General features: G+C 62.9%; 15 protein-coding genes. 9 read left to right on the top strand and 6 right to left on the bottom strand.

All coding sequences use genetic code 11. The features are described from left to right. Positions 1-16: 16 nt before the first annotated feature. Positions 17-1,231, top strand: a complete 1,215-nt coding sequence (locus CQ007_RS08340) for an O-succinylhomoserine sulfhydrylase (RefSeq protein ID WP_105645024.1) — start codon at positions 17-19, stop codon at positions 1,229-1,231. Here CQ007_RS08340 and CQ007_RS08345 read toward each other — a convergent pair. After that, positions 1,228-2,211, bottom strand: coding sequence for a diguanylate cyclase (locus CQ007_RS08345; protein WP_105645026.1), 984 nt, complete (start codon positions 2,209-2,211; stop codon positions 1,228-1,230). The two genes, CQ007_RS08340 and CQ007_RS08345, sit on opposite strands and share 4 nt — an antisense overlap. Before the next feature lie 27 nt (positions 2,212-2,238). Then, the gene (locus CQ007_RS08350) at positions 2,239-3,240 is read right to left on the bottom strand and encodes a response regulator (protein WP_256582237.1); all 1,002 of its coding nucleotides are present in this window, start codon (positions 3,238-3,240) and stop codon (positions 2,239-2,241) included. Between the two features lie 249 nt (positions 3,241-3,489). Between CQ007_RS08350 and CQ007_RS08355 the strand changes: the two genes are divergently transcribed. Next, positions 3,490-3,783 (top strand): ComEA family DNA-binding protein, encoded by a 294-nt coding sequence (locus CQ007_RS08355; RefSeq protein WP_105645028.1) that lies wholly within the window; start codon positions 3,490-3,492, stop codon positions 3,781-3,783. Positions 3,784-3,832: 49 nt separating this feature from the next. On the opposite strand, the gene CQ007_RS08360 is transcribed toward CQ007_RS08355, so the two are convergent. Next, positions 3,833-5,269: a methyl-accepting chemotaxis protein gene (locus CQ007_RS08360; RefSeq protein WP_105645030.1), complete on the bottom strand. Its 1,437-nt coding sequence runs from the start codon at positions 5,267-5,269 to the stop codon at positions 3,833-3,835. Positions 5,270-5,512: 243 nt separating this feature from the next. Here CQ007_RS08360 and rnd point away from each other — a divergent pair, with 243 nt between their 5' ends. Continuing rightward, positions 5,513-6,667, top strand: coding sequence for a ribonuclease D (rnd, locus tag CQ007_RS08365; protein WP_105645032.1), 1,155 nt, complete (start codon positions 5,513-5,515; stop codon positions 6,665-6,667). Continuing rightward, complete coding sequence (locus CQ007_RS08370; protein ID WP_105645034.1) at positions 6,664-6,957, top strand: YcgL domain-containing protein; 294 nt, start codon at positions 6,664-6,666, stop codon at positions 6,955-6,957. Before rnd ends, CQ007_RS08370 begins: the two co-directional genes overlap by 4 nt. A 42-nt stretch (positions 6,958-6,999) precedes the next feature. On the opposite strand, the gene CQ007_RS08375 is transcribed toward CQ007_RS08370, so the two are convergent. Beyond that, a complete protein-coding gene (locus CQ007_RS08375) occupies positions 7,000-7,401 on the bottom strand; it encodes a TM2 domain-containing protein (protein ID WP_105645036.1) in 402 nt (133 codons plus the stop codon). Between the two features lie 67 nt (positions 7,402-7,468). Between CQ007_RS08375 and CQ007_RS08380 the strand changes: the two genes are divergently transcribed. From CQ007_RS08380 to CQ007_RS08395, 4 genes are all read left to right on the top strand, one after another. Continuing rightward, positions 7,469-8,827, top strand: coding sequence for a YcjX family protein (locus CQ007_RS08380; protein ID WP_158256744.1), 1,359 nt, complete (start codon positions 7,469-7,471; stop codon positions 8,825-8,827). Next, entirely contained in the window at positions 8,824-9,852 is a 1,029-nt protein-coding gene (locus CQ007_RS08385) for a DUF697 domain-containing protein (RefSeq protein ID WP_105645040.1), read from the top strand. The genes CQ007_RS08380 and CQ007_RS08385 overlap by 4 nt, the downstream gene beginning before the upstream one ends. Next, a complete protein-coding gene (locus CQ007_RS08390) occupies positions 9,839-10,549 on the top strand; it encodes a hypothetical protein (protein ID WP_105645042.1) in 711 nt (236 codons plus the stop codon). The genes CQ007_RS08385 and CQ007_RS08390 overlap by 14 nt, the downstream gene beginning before the upstream one ends. A gap of 73 nt (positions 10,550-10,622) precedes the next feature. Further along, positions 10,623-11,417 (top strand): acyl-CoA thioesterase II, encoded by a 795-nt coding sequence (locus CQ007_RS08395; RefSeq protein ID WP_105645044.1) that lies wholly within the window; start codon positions 10,623-10,625, stop codon positions 11,415-11,417. Between the two features lie 6 nt (positions 11,418-11,423). Here CQ007_RS08395 and cmoB read toward each other — a convergent pair whose 3' ends face one another. Both cmoB and cmoA read right to left on the bottom strand, forming a co-directional pair. Further along, positions 11,424-12,395 carry a tRNA 5-methoxyuridine(34)/uridine 5-oxyacetic acid(34) synthase CmoB gene (gene cmoB, locus CQ007_RS08400; RefSeq protein WP_105645046.1) on the bottom strand — a complete coding sequence of 324 codons (972 nt, stop codon included), beginning with the start codon at positions 12,393-12,395 and terminating at the stop codon, positions 11,424-11,426. Further along, positions 12,392-13,132 (bottom strand): carboxy-S-adenosyl-L-methionine synthase CmoA, encoded by a 741-nt coding sequence (gene cmoA / locus CQ007_RS08405; RefSeq protein ID WP_105645048.1) that lies wholly within the window; start codon positions 13,130-13,132, stop codon positions 12,392-12,394. Before cmoA ends, cmoB begins: the two co-directional genes overlap by 4 nt. A gap of 268 nt (positions 13,133-13,400) precedes the next feature. Here cmoA and CQ007_RS08410 point away from each other — a divergent pair, with 268 nt between their 5' ends. Further along, positions 13,401-15,284 (top strand): FimV family protein, encoded by a 1,884-nt coding sequence (locus tag CQ007_RS08410; RefSeq protein ID WP_105645050.1) that lies wholly within the window; start codon positions 13,401-13,403, stop codon positions 15,282-15,284. Positions 15,285-15,294: the final 10 nt, after the last annotated feature.

Here is a 15,294-nt window from a genome sequence, read left to right on the forward strand (position 1 = left end):
CACCAGGGAGGCGTAGATGACATCTGAATGGCAAGCGGGGCGTCTGGACAGCGATCTGGATGACGTCGGATTCGATACCCTGGCGGTGCGCGCCGGGCAGCAGCGCGGACCGGAGGGCGAGCATGGCGAGGCCCTGTTCCTGACCTCCAGTTATGTATTCCGCAGCGCCGCTGACGCGGCTGCCTGCTTTGCCGGTGAGCGTGCCGGCAACGTCTATTCCCGCTACATGAACCCGACCGTGCGTACCTTCGAGCAGCGGATCGCCGCGCTGGAGAATGCCGAACAGGCGGTAGCCACGGCGTCCGGCATGGCGGCGATCCTGGCTACGGTGATGAGCCTGTGCAGCGCCGGTGACCATATCCTGGTATCGCGCAGTGTATTCGGTGCGACCGTCAGCCTGTTCGACAAGTATTTCCAGCGCTTCGGTATCGAGGTGGACTACGTCACCCTGGCCGATCTGGATGAGTGGCGTGGTGCCTGCAAGCCCAACACCCGACTGTTCTTCGTCGAGTCGCCGTCCAATCCGCTGGCCGAGCTGGTGGATATCCGTGGTCTGGCGGCAGTAGCCAGGGAGCAGGGTGTGCTGCTGGCGGTGGATAACTGTTTCTGTACCCCGGCGCTGCAGAAGCCGCTGGATCTGGGAGCGGATATCGTCATCCATTCGGCGACCAAGTACATCGATGGTCAGGGCCGCTGCCTGGGCGGCGTGGTGGCTGGCCGCAAGGAACACATGCAGGAAGTGGTCGGTTTTCTGCGTACCGCCGGCCCGAGTCTGAGCCCGTTCAACGCCTGGGTATTTCTCAAGGGGTTGGAAACCTTGCGCCTGCGCATGGCGGCGCATTGCGCATCGGCCCAGCAACTGGCCGAATGGCTGGAGCAGCAGCCGGAGGTCGAGCACGTCTACTATGCCGGCCTGCCCAGTCACCCGCAGCATGAGCTGGCCAGGTCACAGCAGTCGGCATTCGGCGCCGTGGTCAGTTTCGAAGTCCGCGGTGGGCGCGAGGCGGCATGGCGTTTTATCGATGCCACGCGCCTGGTATCCATCACCGCCAACCTGGGCGATGCCAAGAGCACCATCACCCATCCGGCCAGCACTACCCATGGCCGTTTGAGCGCAGAGACGCGCGAGGCGGCGGGTATTCGCGAAGGGCTGATTCGTCTGGCGGTCGGTCTGGAAGAGGTCGACGATCTGCGCGCCGATCTGCAGCGCGGGCTGGACGCCACCCGCTAGGCCTGGGTCCGGGGAACCCGCTCCCCGGCTATGCCAAGGGTGGTCCGGTTGCGGCCACCGGCCTTGGATTGATACAGGGCGCGGTCGGCTTCCTCGATCAGCATGTTGTAGCCCGGCATGTCACTGTGCAGGCAGGCTACGCCGACGCTGATGGTGCATGACAGCGTCTGCCCCTCATGCTCGATGTTCAACTGCGCGATGCCAGTGCGCAGGCGTTCGGCGAACTGACCGGCGCCCTGCAGGTCGGTATCAGGCAGCAGCACGACGAATTCCTCACCGCCATAGCGGCCGGCATAGTCGGTCTCGCGCGCCATCTGCCGGGTCATTCCGGCCACCCGGCGGATGACCTCGTCACCGGCGCGGTGGCCATGGGTGTCATTGAGACACTTGAAATGATCGATGTCGAACATCACCAGGCTGGCTGGGCTGCTATACCGGGTATGCCGGGCAAACTCGTGTTCCAGGCAACTTTCCCAGTGGCGACGGTTGAGCAACCCGGTCAACCCGTCGCGCAGCGCCAGCTCCTGCAGTTGGGTATTGGCGGTTTCCAGCTGCAGTTTGTTGATCGCCACATTGGTCACGTCATAGATGATCAGGCAGACATGGTCTGACTGGTTACTGACCGTGCGCAGGGGCAGTATGGTAACGTTCTGGTACATCTCGTCCGCCTGCCCGGTGATCGGCTGATAGCTCTTGAAACGCACCAGATAAGGACGTTGTTCCCAGATGGTGAAGGCGCGGGTGCCGAGCATGCGGGCAGTCTCGACCTTGTGGGTAAACCAGGGGCGGTCGATCTCCGGAAACAGGTCGAGCAGCGATTGCTGAGAGACATGGCTGGCCGGCTTGCCCGAGTGGTTTTCCATGAAACTGTTCCAGACCTGGACACGGTAGTCCCGATCCAGTACCACCACACCGACATCGATGCTCTGGACCACGTCCAGCAGCCAGTGCAGTTCACTGATATCAAATAGGGTGGACATGGCGGCTCATCGTCTCGTGCATCGCATTCAATTGATCAGGAGCTCGATCTTCTGTTGCAGCCTGGGTACCGAATCTTCGGTGAACAGCAGCATCAGATCGAACTGAATGTCATGGTTTTCCAGTGCATAGCTGATTTCCACCGCCAGAGTCCGTTTCCAGCGTGGGCGATTGAGTCGGATCAGCTCGTCGATCGTGCAATGCTGCCCGAGTACCAGCGGGTGCCCCTGTGACAGCTGCATGCCAAGTTGCTCGGACAAGCCATTGAGACAGGCGCCGATGATGATGGTCGCCAGGTCCAGCAGTAGTTCCAGGCGCGAGCTGCTGTCCAGTCGGTTGTTCAGCAGGCTGGCCACGTCGCTGATCTCGGCGTCATGGAAGATCAGCAGCGCTTCACCGGCGATGCCGCTGCCGATGTAGCCCTGGCAGATGGCCGAGACGTGCTGGTTTCCCTGGGCATCGGCCAGGGCCATCTGCAGTTCGCCTACTTCGAGGATGTTGACGTTGGGGATCGGCAGGTGGATGAAAACATCGAGCACCCGGCCCAGCAATTCGGCGGCGCGGCCCATGGCTATATTTGCCACCTCGCGGAAGGCATCACGGAAATTGACCAAGGGCAGGGGATGATGCTGTGTCGGGGCTGCGCTCGAGGCTGGCGGCAAGCCTCTGCCCAGGCCGAGCAGGGCGGCTTCCAGCTCCGGCGGCTGCACCGGCTTCTTGATGAAGGTCCTTGCACCCAACGCCTTGGCACGGCGTATGGCTTCTTCCTGAACGTCGCCGGAGATAACGATGACGTCGGCTTGCAGGCCTTCCTCGCGCATGCGGGCGAGCATGCCGAAGCCATCCAGTTCGGGCATGGTCAGGTCGAGCAGGACGATCTGGCCGCGCCCGTCACGAATCGCCTGCAGACCGGACAGGCCGTTGTCCGCCTGGCTGACCCGGAACGGCCAGTTGGCCGGCAGGCAGCGAATCAGCTGCTTGCGGGCCATGTTCGAGTCGTCACATACCAGCAGCGGTATGGCATCGTCCACAGGGGCTATCCTTTTCGTGTCCCGATCCGAGGTGAAGGCATAATGACATTGGGCGGGCCGAGATGCCACCTCGATATGGGCAGAGTGTGCCCGCTTTGTGAGACGTTTTTCACATATATGACAGCAGAGGCTTTTGTTGCGCGGAGCTTCTGGGTAGCTTGGGCAACGCCGCAGGGAAGCGCGTTGTCAGTCGACTGGTTGAGGTTTTCTCCCTTGATGTGCGGCAATTCATTCAAAGGGAGAAAGACCATGAAATCCATGAAAACCATTGTTGCCGCTGTACTGCTAAGCCTGTCTGCCTGGTTCGCCACGCCGGTGTTTGCCGAGATTGGAGCCGAGCCGCTGGTGACCGTCAATATCAACGATGCCAGCGCTGCGGAAATCGCTGAAACGCTGAAGGGAATCGGGCTGGCCAAGGCCGAGGCCATTGTTGCCTATCGGCAGGAGAATGGCTCGTTCGAATCGGTTGACCAACTGGCCGTGGTCAAGGGAGTCGGCCCGGCGACCATTGAAAGAAACCGGGAGCGTATTGTTCTGCAGTAATGACCATGGGGCCCCAGCCGGTAAGACGGATGGGGCCCCGGACCTGTCTTCAGGTTTTCAGGCGGCCGACGGCAGCATTGAGTTGGTGCGCCAGGGCTGCCAGTTGCTCACTGGTGGTGGCGCTCTGCACGGTTTGCATCACCGTCTGCTCGGTGACATCACGGATCTGGATAACGCTCTGGGTGATGGCTTCGGCGGCCACGCTCTGTTGCTCGACCGCGGATGCGATTTCGCTGTTGCCGTTGCTTATCTGACTGACCGAGGCGGTAATCTCCGCCAGCGAATACCCAGCCTGTTCCACTTGCTCGACTGATTCATGGGTCAGCCGTGCGCTATCCTGCATGTCCGCTACCGCGTCATGGGTGCCACCCTGCAGAGCCTCGATCATCCGTTGGATTTCATCGGTGGAGTTCTGGACCCGCTGGGCCAGGGCACGGACCTCATCAGCGACAACCGCGAAACCGCGCCCCGATTCGCCTGCCCGTGCCGCTTCGATGGCGGCATTGAGCGCCAGCAGGTTGGTCTGCTCGGCAATATCACGGATCACTCGAACCACGCCGCTGATTTCCTGGCTGTGACCTTCCAGTTTCTGCATGTGCTGGGTACAGCGTTCGATGCTGGTGGCCAGGCCGGTGATGGTCTGGCTGACCTGGACCACCTGGTCGCGGCCCTCGCGGGCCAGGGCATCGGCCTGGGACGACTGATCGCGGGTCACCGCGGTATTGCCGGCAATGTCCTGCACGGTGGCACTCATTTCATTGACCGCGGCGGCGACCATATCGGTCTCGCCTTGCTGGGTCACCATGCCATCCTTGACCCCGCTCATCAGTCGGGCCATTTCATCGGTACCCTGTTCCAGTTGGCTGGCGGCAAGGCGTACGGTGCCCACCACCTCCTGCTGAGCGGTCTGCATGGCATTGAATGCCTGGGCCATGGCGCCGACCTCATCGCGAGAGGTGGCCCTGGCGCGCAGGGTCAGATCGCCGGTTTCCTGGACGGTCAGCATGACATCGCGCAGCGCGCGGATGTTTCGGGTGATGAAGGAGATCAGCAATTGGGACACGGCCAGCACGCCGAGCATCAATACCAGCACTACCAGCGCATACAGCGGAGCGCGTTCGAACAGCAATGGCAGATATGCCTGCCGTTCGACCCCCAGCAACCGGGCCTGGCCTTCACGCTGGATCGCCCAGGCACCGTTCAGATCGTTTGCTGCAGAAGTGCCGAGCTCGCTTGCCGGAATCCAGGTTGCAGAGCTGGTCGCGGCATTCCCGGCAGAGGGTGCATTCAGCCAGCGTAACCCCGCGGGCGCTGCATCCGTGGGCAGGAGTTGGACCATGTCCCGGGCCAGGTCCTGGCGCACCAGATGAATCCGGTCCTGCTCCACCCAGAGAGCGACCACTACCAGCAATACGGTGCTGACAAAGGTGACGCTGTTGACAGCCCAGAACTTGTACTTGAGCTGTAAATGCTGAAAAAACTCCATGGGGGCTCCTAGGTTGCCTCGCAAGCCGTATTGCGGCCGCGCAGATTATACGTCCTCAGACTCTGTATCGGTTGACGTCCATCAATCTTGACCCCCCATCGACGAAATCCGTGTGGTGATCCGCCATGTGGGACAAAATCGGGTGTTGCGCACATTGGTCGAAAGTTGCAGCTCGCGGCGGTGAGCGGCTCGGTTATACTTCCCCTTGGAGCCTGTCAGGCTCAGTTAAGGAACCGATATTTTATGACGCCACCCGAGGCCCAACCTCTGATCATCGACCAGAACTCCCTTCTGGCAGACTGTTGTCGCGAATGGCTGCAATTGCCCTTCGTCGCGGTCGATACCGAATTCGTCCGTACCGAAACCTTTTTCCCCATCGCCGGCCTGATCCAGATCGGCGACGGCGAGCGTGCCTTCCTGATCGATCCGCTGGCGATTACCGACTGGTCCCCGCTGGTAACGCTGCTGCAGAGCCCCAACGTGGTCAAGGTACTGCATGCCTGCAGTGAGGATCTGGAAGTGTTCCAGCATCTGTGTGGCGCCTTGCCCGCCCCCCTGTTCGATACTCAACTGGCTGCCGCCTACCTGGGCATGGACTTTTCCATGTCCTATTCACGATTGGTCAGCAGTTTGCTGGGCATTGAACTGCCAAAGGACGAGACCCGCTCCGACTGGTTGCAACGTCCGCTGAGCGCCAGGCAACTGCAGTATGCCGCCGACGATACCGTGCATCTGGCGCAGATCTACCAACTGCTGGCACCGCGCCTCGCGGAAGCGGGAATGACCGAGTGGTTGCTGGAGGATGCCGCCGATCTGGTCGCTGCCGCCCAGGTAATGGTGGAGCCGGCACAGGCTTACCGTCGGGTCAAGCAGGCCTGGCGACTCAAGCCCGCCGAACTGGCTATCCTGCAGGTGCTCTGTGACTGGCGGGAGCGTGCGGCACGTCAGCGTGATGTGGCCCGCAATCGCCTGGTGCGCGAAGCGACCCTGTGCCCGCTGGCGCAGCGTCAGCCCGACTCGCTGCAGGCACTGGCACGGTTCGAGGATATGCACCCGCGCACTGTGCGCCAGGATGGCCAGACCATCCTCGACCTGATCCGTCAGGGGCAGGCGGTGCCGGAGGCCCAGTGGCCACAGCCCCTGCCGGAACCTTTGCCGGCTGATGCCAATCGACTGCTCAAGACCCTGCGCAAGGTCGGACAGCGACAGGCCGACCGGCTGGGTATGGCCAGTGAGATCATGTTGCGCAAGAAGGTGCTCGAAGCCATGGTCCGCACCGGCTATCCATGCGGGCCATACCGTCTGCCGGACGAGTTGACCGGCTGGCGTCGCGAGCTGATGGGTGAGGAACTGCTGGCACTGGCGAACCAGTTTGCCAGCAAGGGAGAGTCCGCATGAAGGTGTTGTGCTCGATCTATCGCAGCCCGCGCAAGCCGGGCATGTATCTGTACGTGCCCCGGGAGAAGGGTGTCAGCGAAGTCCCGGAAGCGCTGCTGAAACTCTTCGGCAAACCCGAGCATGCCATGGACATGGTGCTTACCGAGCAGCGCAAGTTGGCCAGGGAAGATATTCTGCAGGTGCTGGACAACCTGAAGAGCCAGGGCTATCACCTGCAGATGCCGCCGCAGGCGGAAGACTGGATCGTGCATCTGCCGGATGAGCTGCTGACCCGCAACGATCCGGTATGAGACGCGGCGGTGCCTGTTTCGGGCTGCCGCCGCAGCCATTGATTACCAGGCTTTCTCCATGTTCTTCACGGAGATCTGCTCGTTCAGTGTCCAGTAGTCATACAGCACACCGAGCAGGAACAGGCCACCGGTGAAGAAATAGATGATCGCGGTGATCCATTTGCCCATGTACAGGCGATGGGCACCGAACACGCCGAGAAAGGTCAGCAGAATCCAGGTCAGGTTGAAGTTGATTCGTCCGCTGCGAAAGCGCTGGTCGGCCTGCCGGTCCATGGACGGGATCAGGAACAGGTCGACGATCCAGCCGATGAAGAACAGTCCGAGGGTGAAGAAGTACAGGGTACCGGTCCAGGGTTTGCCGTAATAGAAACGGTGGGCACCCATGAAACCGAAAATCCACAGCAGGTAGCCTACCGCCTTGCTGTGTGTGTCTGCGTATGCCATTGGATATCCTCTGTCCCGGTTGTGCAATACTGCCCATAGACCATGAATGACCTCAGGAGTGCCCTGCATGGCAGGAATTAAAAACCCGCAGTGGCTCGCACAGTTGCGGCAGCAGGCGACGAGCCTGGGCACACAGCATGTGCGGGTGGGGGTGACCGGGCTCAGTCGGGCGGGCAAGACTACCTTCATTACCGGCCTGATCAACCAGTTGGAAAATCATCAGCGCGGGCTGCTGGCGCGCCGCAGGCCCTTCGACCGTCTGGAGGCGGTGCGCTGGCAACGCGATGGCGTCGAACAGCCGTTTGCCTATATCGAGGCTCTGCAGGCGCTGGCTGGGGAGCCGGCCAGCTGGCCGGCGTCCACCCGTGATCTGTCGCGGGTGGTGATTGACCTGCGCTTTCGCCAGACCGGTCTGCTGAAACGACTGCAACAGACTCGCGCACTGCGGATCGAGATACTGGATTATCCCGGCGAGTGGCTGCTCGATCTACCGCTGCTGGGCCTGGATTATGGGCACTGGTGCGAGCAGATGCGTGACTGGCTGGATGCCGAGCCGCGGCGCAGCCTTGCCGGGGCGTTGCGTGACGAGCTGGCGGCGATCGATCCGCTGGCGCCCCAGGATGTCGGACAACTGCAACGTCTGACCGGAGCCTGGACCGAGTTTCTGCAGCGCAGCCGCAGTGAGGCCGGGTTGTCGCGCAATCAGCCTGGGCGCTTCCTGCTGCCGGGCAGCGGTATCGCCGCTGACATGCTGCTATTCGTACCGCTGCTTTCGGCCAACCGCCACACCCGGGGTGAGGCCGGCAGTTGGTGGAGTGAATGTGAGGCGCGCTTTCGCTATTACCGGGACTACGTGGTGAAGGGCTTCTATGATGAGCACTTCAGCCGGCTGGATCGGCAGATACTGCTGGTCGACATGTTGGCACCGATGGATGCCGGCCAGGCTGCGCTGACGGATCTGAAAGCGGCCCTGGAGTCGGTTCTGCAAAGCTTCCGGCATGGGCGCAACAGTCTGCTCAGCCGCTTCTGGCAGCCGCGTATCAGCCGTCTGGCCGTATGTGCGACCAAGGTCGACCAGGTGGCGCCGGCTCAGCAGCGGGCAGTGCAGCAGTGCCTGGAAGACCTGCTCACCGATAGTCTGTCCGAGGTGCGTCACGGCGGGGTGCAGGTCAGGGGCTTCCCGCTGGCGGCGGTACGTGCCACCCGCCAGGAGGGTGACGCACTGGTTGCCGGGCTGCAGGGCCAGAGCGGCTGGGTTCGCTATCAGCCGGGCGGGATTCCCGAGCACCTGCCGCTGGATCTGCAGGTCGCCGGGCCGGAGTTGCTGGATCTGCGTCCGCCTGCCGGACTGCATCGCAACGAGCCGTTTCCACATTACCGTATGGATGAGCTGATCGGCTGGATGGTGGAGGGCCACACACTATGAGCGAGCAGCAGAAGACCCGAATCCTGGAAACCATGGACGAGCCGCTGGGCGAGGAAGCCTTGCAGCGTACACGGATTCTCGGTGAAGCGACGCTCAGTGGCCATGAGCAGGTGCTGAGTGTCGAGTTGCCCGAGCCGGGGCTGCTCAATGCGCCCCCACGCAGCCGCTGGCCGAGTCGCCTGGGCAAGCTACTGCTGGCCGTGGTGTTGGGTGCGGCGGCCCACGAGTGGGGGCAGTGGACGCTGGCGGCCTGGCATTGGCAGCCGGTAGCCGGAGCGCTGGTGGGACTGTCTGGACTGGCATTGGCTGGGACCGGATTGAAGGCCTGGTGGGATATTCGCCGCCAGCGCGCCCGTCTGACCGATCTGGAACAGCTGCGACTGGAAATGCAGGCAGCACTCGCCGACCCACGCGAGCGTCTGGCAGTGGACTGGCTGGACCGTCTGCAGGCGCTGTATGCGGATACCCCGCTGGCGGTGCGGCTGATTGCGGCCTGCGCCGATCTGGATGCGTCACATACCGCTGAGGAGGTCAGCCGGCGGTTGAACCTGCTGTTCTACCAGCCGTTGGATCTGCAGGCGCGGCGCCTGCTGCAGCGGGATGCGGTGGGTACCGGGCTGCTGGTGGCGACCAGCCCCTGGGTAACCGTCGACCTGTTGCTGGTGGTATGGCGCAATATCCGCATGATGCAGCGCATCGCCATATGTTATGGACTGCCGATCAGCCAATTGAGCAGTTGGCGCCTGGCCCGGCATGTATTGCGCAATATCGCCCTGGCCGGCGGCACCGAAATGGCCATAGGTGCACTCAGCGACAGCCTGTTGTCGGGGGTGCTGGAAAAACTGGCGGCGCGGGTCGGGCAGGGGGTCGGTGTCGGCCTGTACAGCGCCCGGCTCGGCCATTTCACCCTGGATCTGTGCCGTGCGTCACCTCTGGCGAACCGGGATATGCTGGCCGAGGATAACCGTGGCATCATCCAGGGCATCAGGGATCGTTTGGGCAAGGTAACGGATGACAAGGCATAAATCGCGTCGGCGCTGGCAGCTGGAGCGCTGGCTCAATGGACAGAAGGACAAGCTGCAGGAGCAATGGCTGGAGCTGCGCGAACAGTTGCTGCCGGCCAGCTGGCCGGCGCGCTGCCAGCGCATGCAGCAACTGCCCGAGGGCAACGCCAGCCGCTGGCTGCCACAGCCAGGCTCCAGTACGGCGGAGCTGGCGCTATTGCTGGGCGAGTTGCCGCTGCAGCAGCGGCAATTGCTCGGCACGCTGCTGGACGCACCTGCGGCCGGTGCGCTGAGTCTGGCCGAGGCGGTAGAGCGCCTGCAGCTCGACTGGCGCCAGCGGCTGGATCCGCTGCACAGCCACCGCGAATATGCCGCGCAGCTCGAAACCCTCGCCCAGTTGCTGGAACTGAAGCCGGCCGCCCGTACGGCCTATCTCGACAACGAGCGGAAAATCTTCCCGGCCATCGACGCGCTGTTGTTCGAATCCCTGCCGATGCGCCTGCGTACCGACATGGCCAACCGGCATGCGCCGGGGGCTGGCGCCTGCCTGGGGTGGTGGCAGCAGCGGCTGCTGGCGCGCGCCGGTGTAGCCGGTTTCGATCTGGCCGGGTTGGGCGAGGATGACTGGCCGGACATCCCGCCGGGGTGGTTCGCGCTGGGCTGGATCTGCGGGCTGCGGCTGGACCGCGCGAACATGACGGAATATTCATCGTCCTGATGCTTCCGTGCCGGGCTTGCCTGGCCCAGTGGATGCCATATGATGGCAACATCCTGATTTCAGAGACAAATCCATGACCTTCGCTGATCTTCTCGCTGCTCTTGCCGATTCCGCTGACAATAGCGTCACCCTGCCTGCTGACTGGGCCCAGGGGCGCGCTGGCTATGGCGGTCTGGTGGCGGCACTGGTATACGAGGGCATGCGTGCCAAGGTCGGAGCGGAGCGCCCGGTGCGCTCACTGGCGATTACCTTCGTTGGCCCGGTGGCCACCGAGGTGGAGATGCAGGTCGAGGCCCGGGTGCTGCGCCAGGGCAAGGCGGTGACCCAGATGCTCGGCATGGCCACGCAGAACGGCGAGGTGATGTGCGTGGTGCAGGGCAGTTTCGGCGCTTCGCGCGAATCCGCGGTGGCGGTCGATGCCGAACCGGCACCGCTCATCAAGGCGCCGGAGGAGTGCACCCAGATCCCCTATATCGAAGGGTTGTTCCCGATCTTTCTGCAGCACTTCGAAACCCGTTGGGGGATTGGCGACCTGCCTTTCAGCAACAGCCGCAAGCGGGAGATGGGTGGCTGGATGCGCTTTGCCGGGGATGAGGGCGAAATCCATGAGGCGCACATCCTGGGGCTGGTGGACGTCTGGCCGCCGGCAATCCTGCCGCATCTGCAGCGCCGTGTGCCGGCCAGTTCGCTGACCTGGACCATCGAGTTCATCCAGCCCCAGCCGGTCATCGCCAACACCGACTGGCTGAAATACCGCGCCGAGGTGGAATACGCCCGGGACGGCTACGGCCATACCTCGGCGATGATCTGGAATCAGGCCGACCAACTGGTGGCCATCAGCCGGCAGACCGTCACGGTCTTCGGCTGACAGGCCCTAGGGGCGCGTCGCCAGCACGGTGGCGCGCAATGGCGCTGGGTATCCCTCGCAGGTCAGCGCCGGATTGGCCGGATCGAGAAACTCCGGCAATGACTGGAACCGCATCCATTCGGTACTGCGCTGCTCCTCTACGCTGGTACGATTGAGATCGACGCAGCGTACATCGGTGTAGCCGCAGCGGCGCAGAAAGCGCTCCAGCATGGCTACCGACGGCAGGAACCAGACGTTGCGCATCTGCGCATAGCGGTCCTCGGGAATCAGGCACTGCTGTTCATCGCCCTCGATCACCAGGGTTTCCAGCACCAATTGACCGCCAGGGCGCAGGCAGGCTTTCAACTGCAGCAGGTGGTCCAGCGGTGCGCGGCGGTGATACAGCACCCCCATGGAAAATACACAGTCGAAGCCGGCGCTGGGCTCGGGCAGATCTTCCAAAGTGAAGGGTAACTGCCATACAGGTGCATCCGGCAGGTAGCGGCGAATGGCTTCGAACTGGGTCAGGAACAGCAGGTTCGGGTCCACGCCGATGACCAGCCGGGCGCCATCCTGCCACATGCGCCACATGTGATAGCCGTTGCCGCAGCCGACATCCAGCACCCGCTTGCCGCCAAGATCCAGATGCGGCGACACCCGCTGCCACTTCCAGTCCGAACGCCACTCGGTATCGATATGCACGCCGAACAACTCGAAGGGCCCCTTGCGCCAGGGATGCAGTCCCTGCAGTGCCGCCAGCAGATCCTGCTGTTGCTGGCTATCAAGGTCATCGCGCTGGCCGATGTGCACGCCGCTGCGCATATCGAGCGTGCCTGGCAGTTGGTTCGGCAACTGCTCCAGGCAAGCCTGCCAGCGGGGCAAGTCGCCATGCCGGCGGGCCTGCTCCAGGCGCTGCTGCAGGGCGGCCGGCAGGTCATCCAGCCAATGTTCCAGGGGGGTACCGCTCAGCTCGCGGTAGAGAGGGGAGTAATCGATCACGCGTGGGCCATTATCGAACCGAAATTGAGGCACTGGAACCAAGTGTAGGCCTGGCTGAAGCCGGCAGCCTGCAGCCGTTCGAGGTGCGCCTGCTGAGTGTCCAGCAACATGACATTCTCGATGGCGCTGCGTTTCTGGGCGATTTCCAGGTCGCTGTAGCCATTGGCGCGCTTGAAGGCGTAATGCACCTGCTCCAGGTGATGCTGCACGTTCGACTCGGCGAAACGGAATTTCTCCGAGAGGATAAGCACACCACCGGGCAGCAGCGCATCGCGTATGCGGCTCAGCACTGCCAGTCGATGCTGCGGGGCGATGAATTGCAGGGTGAAGTTCAATATCACCACCGAGCACGGCTGCAATTCCACCTCGAGAATATCCCCCTGCACCACGCTTGCCGGTACCAGCTCCTCGGTCATCGAGTCCTGGGCGCTGAGGTACTCGCGGCAACGCTGGACCATGGCTTCGGCATTGTCCACGGCGATGATCCGGCAGCCCTCGCTGCGCAGATGGCGGCGCATGGATTGTGTCGCCGCGCCCAGCGAGCAGCCCAGGTCATAGATCAGCGTATCCGGCTGAGCATATTGGGCGGCGATGACACCGATGTTTTCCACAATCGTCGGGTAGCCCGGAATCGAGCGTTTGATCATGTCGGGAAACACCCGCGCCACGTTGTGATCGAAAACAAAATCGCTTACCTGCGGCAGCGGCGCTGCGAACAGCTTGTCTACATCGGTCATGGGGAGGTCCAGCTGAATCGGCAAAACGTCATTTTACATCAATGCATCGGACTTGAGTTGCTCGGGCATCGGCGACCGTTTGTCAATAAAATGACCTTGTTATGCTTTTGCCAGGAAATTCGTGATTTATTTGACGATAATGTGCTGGAGCCGTATTCGCACAGCTGATCTGTGGTGGCATAATAATGGCTAATGCGCTCGCCCGATCTCTGAAGGTTGCTCCGGCAACTCTGAGCGGCAGACATCAATCAACACAAGGAAGGCTGAAATGGACGTCCATCGCCAGATAATCGCGGGAATGGCTTCACTGGCAGCCCTCTATGCCGGCTCCAGTCATGCCCTGGGGCTGGGGGAGCTGCAACTGGAATCGGCGCTGAGCCAGCCGCTCAGAGGCGTTATCACTCTCCATGGTGCCCAGGGGCTGACACCTGCCGATGTGCGTATTTCCCTGGCGGATGCCGAGGCGTTTGCCCGGGTGGGTATCGAACGACCCCATTTCCTCACCGATCTGCGTTTCACCCCGGTCATGCTGAATCAGCAACTGGCAGTGCGCGTCGAATCCAGCCGGCCGGTCAACGAGCCCTACCTCAACTTCCTGGTGCAGTTGCATCGCCCCGGTGGCCTGTTGCTGCGGGAATACACCCTGTTGCTGGACCCGCCCCTGTACCAGCCGACGCCGATACTGGCGACCACCGTCACTCCAGCGTCCATGCCGGCGGCGGTTGCGCCGCCGGTGTCTTCCGCGCCGGCGCAGCCACGGCCCCAGCCGAGCCTGCCGACGTTGCAGCCGCAACCAGGGGCGGGCCGGTATCAGACCGCCGCTGGTGATAGCCTGTGGGCGATCGCCGCGTCGACCCGGGCCGACAGCTCGGTGCCGGTACGCACCCAGATGCTGGCCATCCGTGCACTCAATCCGGCGGCCTTCATCGATGGCGATATCGATCGGCTACGCACCGGCCAGACGCTGACGCTGCCCACCGCGCAGCAGGTCGGTGCGTCACCGGCAGCCGCATCCGCGGGGCAGACGACGCCAGGCAGCACCAGGCTCGCAGCGGTCACGCCGGATGCGGCGCCGGCAACTGCCTTGCCGGATCAGCAGGATCGCCTGCGTATCGAAGAACCCCTGCTGCAGGCCACGGCACTGGAAAATGAGGAACTGAAGAATCGCCTGGGCGTGCTGGAGTCGCGTTTCAATACTCTATTGACCGAGCTCGATGCCCGTGACCGACAGATTGCCAGCCTGCAGGCTGAGCTCGATGTGATGCGTCGGGCGCGCGATGCGCAGCTGCAGCTGGCAGCTGCGGCGCCCCAAACTGAGGTGGGGGAGGCCGACCGGTTCTCCGTAGCGCCGCCACAGGCAGGCGTGATGGCGGCCAGCAGCGACAGCCCAGTGGTTGCCGGCGCGCTCCAGAGCAGCATGTCCGCAGCGGAAGCCGCACCGGCCGCGGGTGAGCCGCGCAGCTCGATCATGAACTGGTGGCCGGCGTTGCTGGCATTGCTGGTCGTCCTGGCCGGGGCCATTCTCCTGCGGCTGCGCCGTGGCCTGGAGACAGAGCTGGTGGTTCCTGTTGCCAGCCCGGCGCCACAGCCGGTTACCATCCCCGGCAGCAAGACCGCTGATCCACTGGAAGGCGTGGAGCTGTACATCACCTATGGCCGGTTGGTTGAGGCGCGGGACATGCTCGACAAGGCCATCAGTGCCGAGCCCCAGCGTGTCGATCTGCGTCAGCGCCAACTGGCGGTACTGGCCGAGCTGGGGGACGCGGTGGCCTTTGCCGAGCAGCAGGCGGTGGTGCTGGAGCTGGGTGGTGACCGGGCCCGGGTCGATCAACTGAAGGCGCGCTTCCCGCAGCTGGAACAGGTCCGGACCAGGCAGCAGGCTCAGGTCGAGCCGGTGCAGGAGCCGTCGGTGGCCATACCGGATGAGGCTGCGGATGTCGCTGCGCTGGATCTGGACAGTTTCGATCTGGATGCGGACTGGGATCTGATCGAGCAACTGGATAGCGACAATACCAAGCGCCATGTTGGCGGTGAACCTGCGGTGGAGGAACCGTTCGAGAGCAATCTCAATGACTTTCCCGAGGTTGGGGAGCTGGACGAGGCGTTCGCCGGCCATTTCACCCCGTCAGCGGACTCCCGCGGCAGCAATTGATGGCTATTGG

This window comes from Pseudomonas sp. MYb185, from assembly GCF_002979975.1.
In the GTDB taxonomy this organism is placed as follows: Bacteria; Pseudomonadota; Gammaproteobacteria; order Pseudomonadales; family Pseudomonadaceae; genus Halopseudomonas.

Excerpts from the sequence above, each read along its gene's own strand:
- CQ007_RS08340 (WP_105645024.1), top strand. The coding sequence starts at position 17 with ATGACATCTGAATGGCAAGCGGGGCGTCTGGACAGCGATCTGGATGAC.
- CQ007_RS08345 (WP_105645026.1), bottom strand. The coding sequence starts at position 2,211 with ATGTCCACCCTATTTGATATCAGTGAACTGCACTGGCTGCTGGACGTG.
- CQ007_RS08355 (WP_105645028.1), top strand. The coding sequence starts at position 3,490 with ATGAAATCCATGAAAACCATTGTTGCCGCTGTACTGCTAAGCCTGTCT.
- CQ007_RS08360 (WP_105645030.1), bottom strand. The coding sequence starts at position 5,269 with ATGGAGTTTTTTCAGCATTTACAGCTCAAGTACAAGTTCTGGGCTGTC.
- rnd (WP_105645032.1), top strand. The coding sequence starts at position 5,513 with ATGACGCCACCCGAGGCCCAACCTCTGATCATCGACCAGAACTCCCTT.
- CQ007_RS08370 (WP_105645034.1), top strand. The coding sequence starts at position 6,664 with ATGAAGGTGTTGTGCTCGATCTATCGCAGCCCGCGCAAGCCGGGCATG.
- CQ007_RS08375 (WP_105645036.1), bottom strand. The coding sequence starts at position 7,401 with ATGGCATACGCAGACACACACAGCAAGGCGGTAGGCTACCTGCTGTGG.
- CQ007_RS08380 (WP_158256744.1), top strand. The coding sequence starts at position 7,469 with ATGGCAGGAATTAAAAACCCGCAGTGGCTCGCACAGTTGCGGCAGCAG.
- CQ007_RS08385 (WP_105645040.1), top strand. The coding sequence starts at position 8,824 with ATGAGCGAGCAGCAGAAGACCCGAATCCTGGAAACCATGGACGAGCCG.
- CQ007_RS08390 (WP_105645042.1), top strand. The coding sequence starts at position 9,839 with ATGACAAGGCATAAATCGCGTCGGCGCTGGCAGCTGGAGCGCTGGCTC.
- CQ007_RS08395 (WP_105645044.1), top strand. The coding sequence starts at position 10,623 with ATGACCTTCGCTGATCTTCTCGCTGCTCTTGCCGATTCCGCTGACAAT.
- cmoA (WP_105645048.1), bottom strand. The coding sequence starts at position 13,132 with ATGACCGATGTAGACAAGCTGTTCGCAGCGCCGCTGCCGCAGGTAAGC.
- CQ007_RS08410 (WP_105645050.1), top strand. The coding sequence starts at position 13,401 with ATGGACGTCCATCGCCAGATAATCGCGGGAATGGCTTCACTGGCAGCC.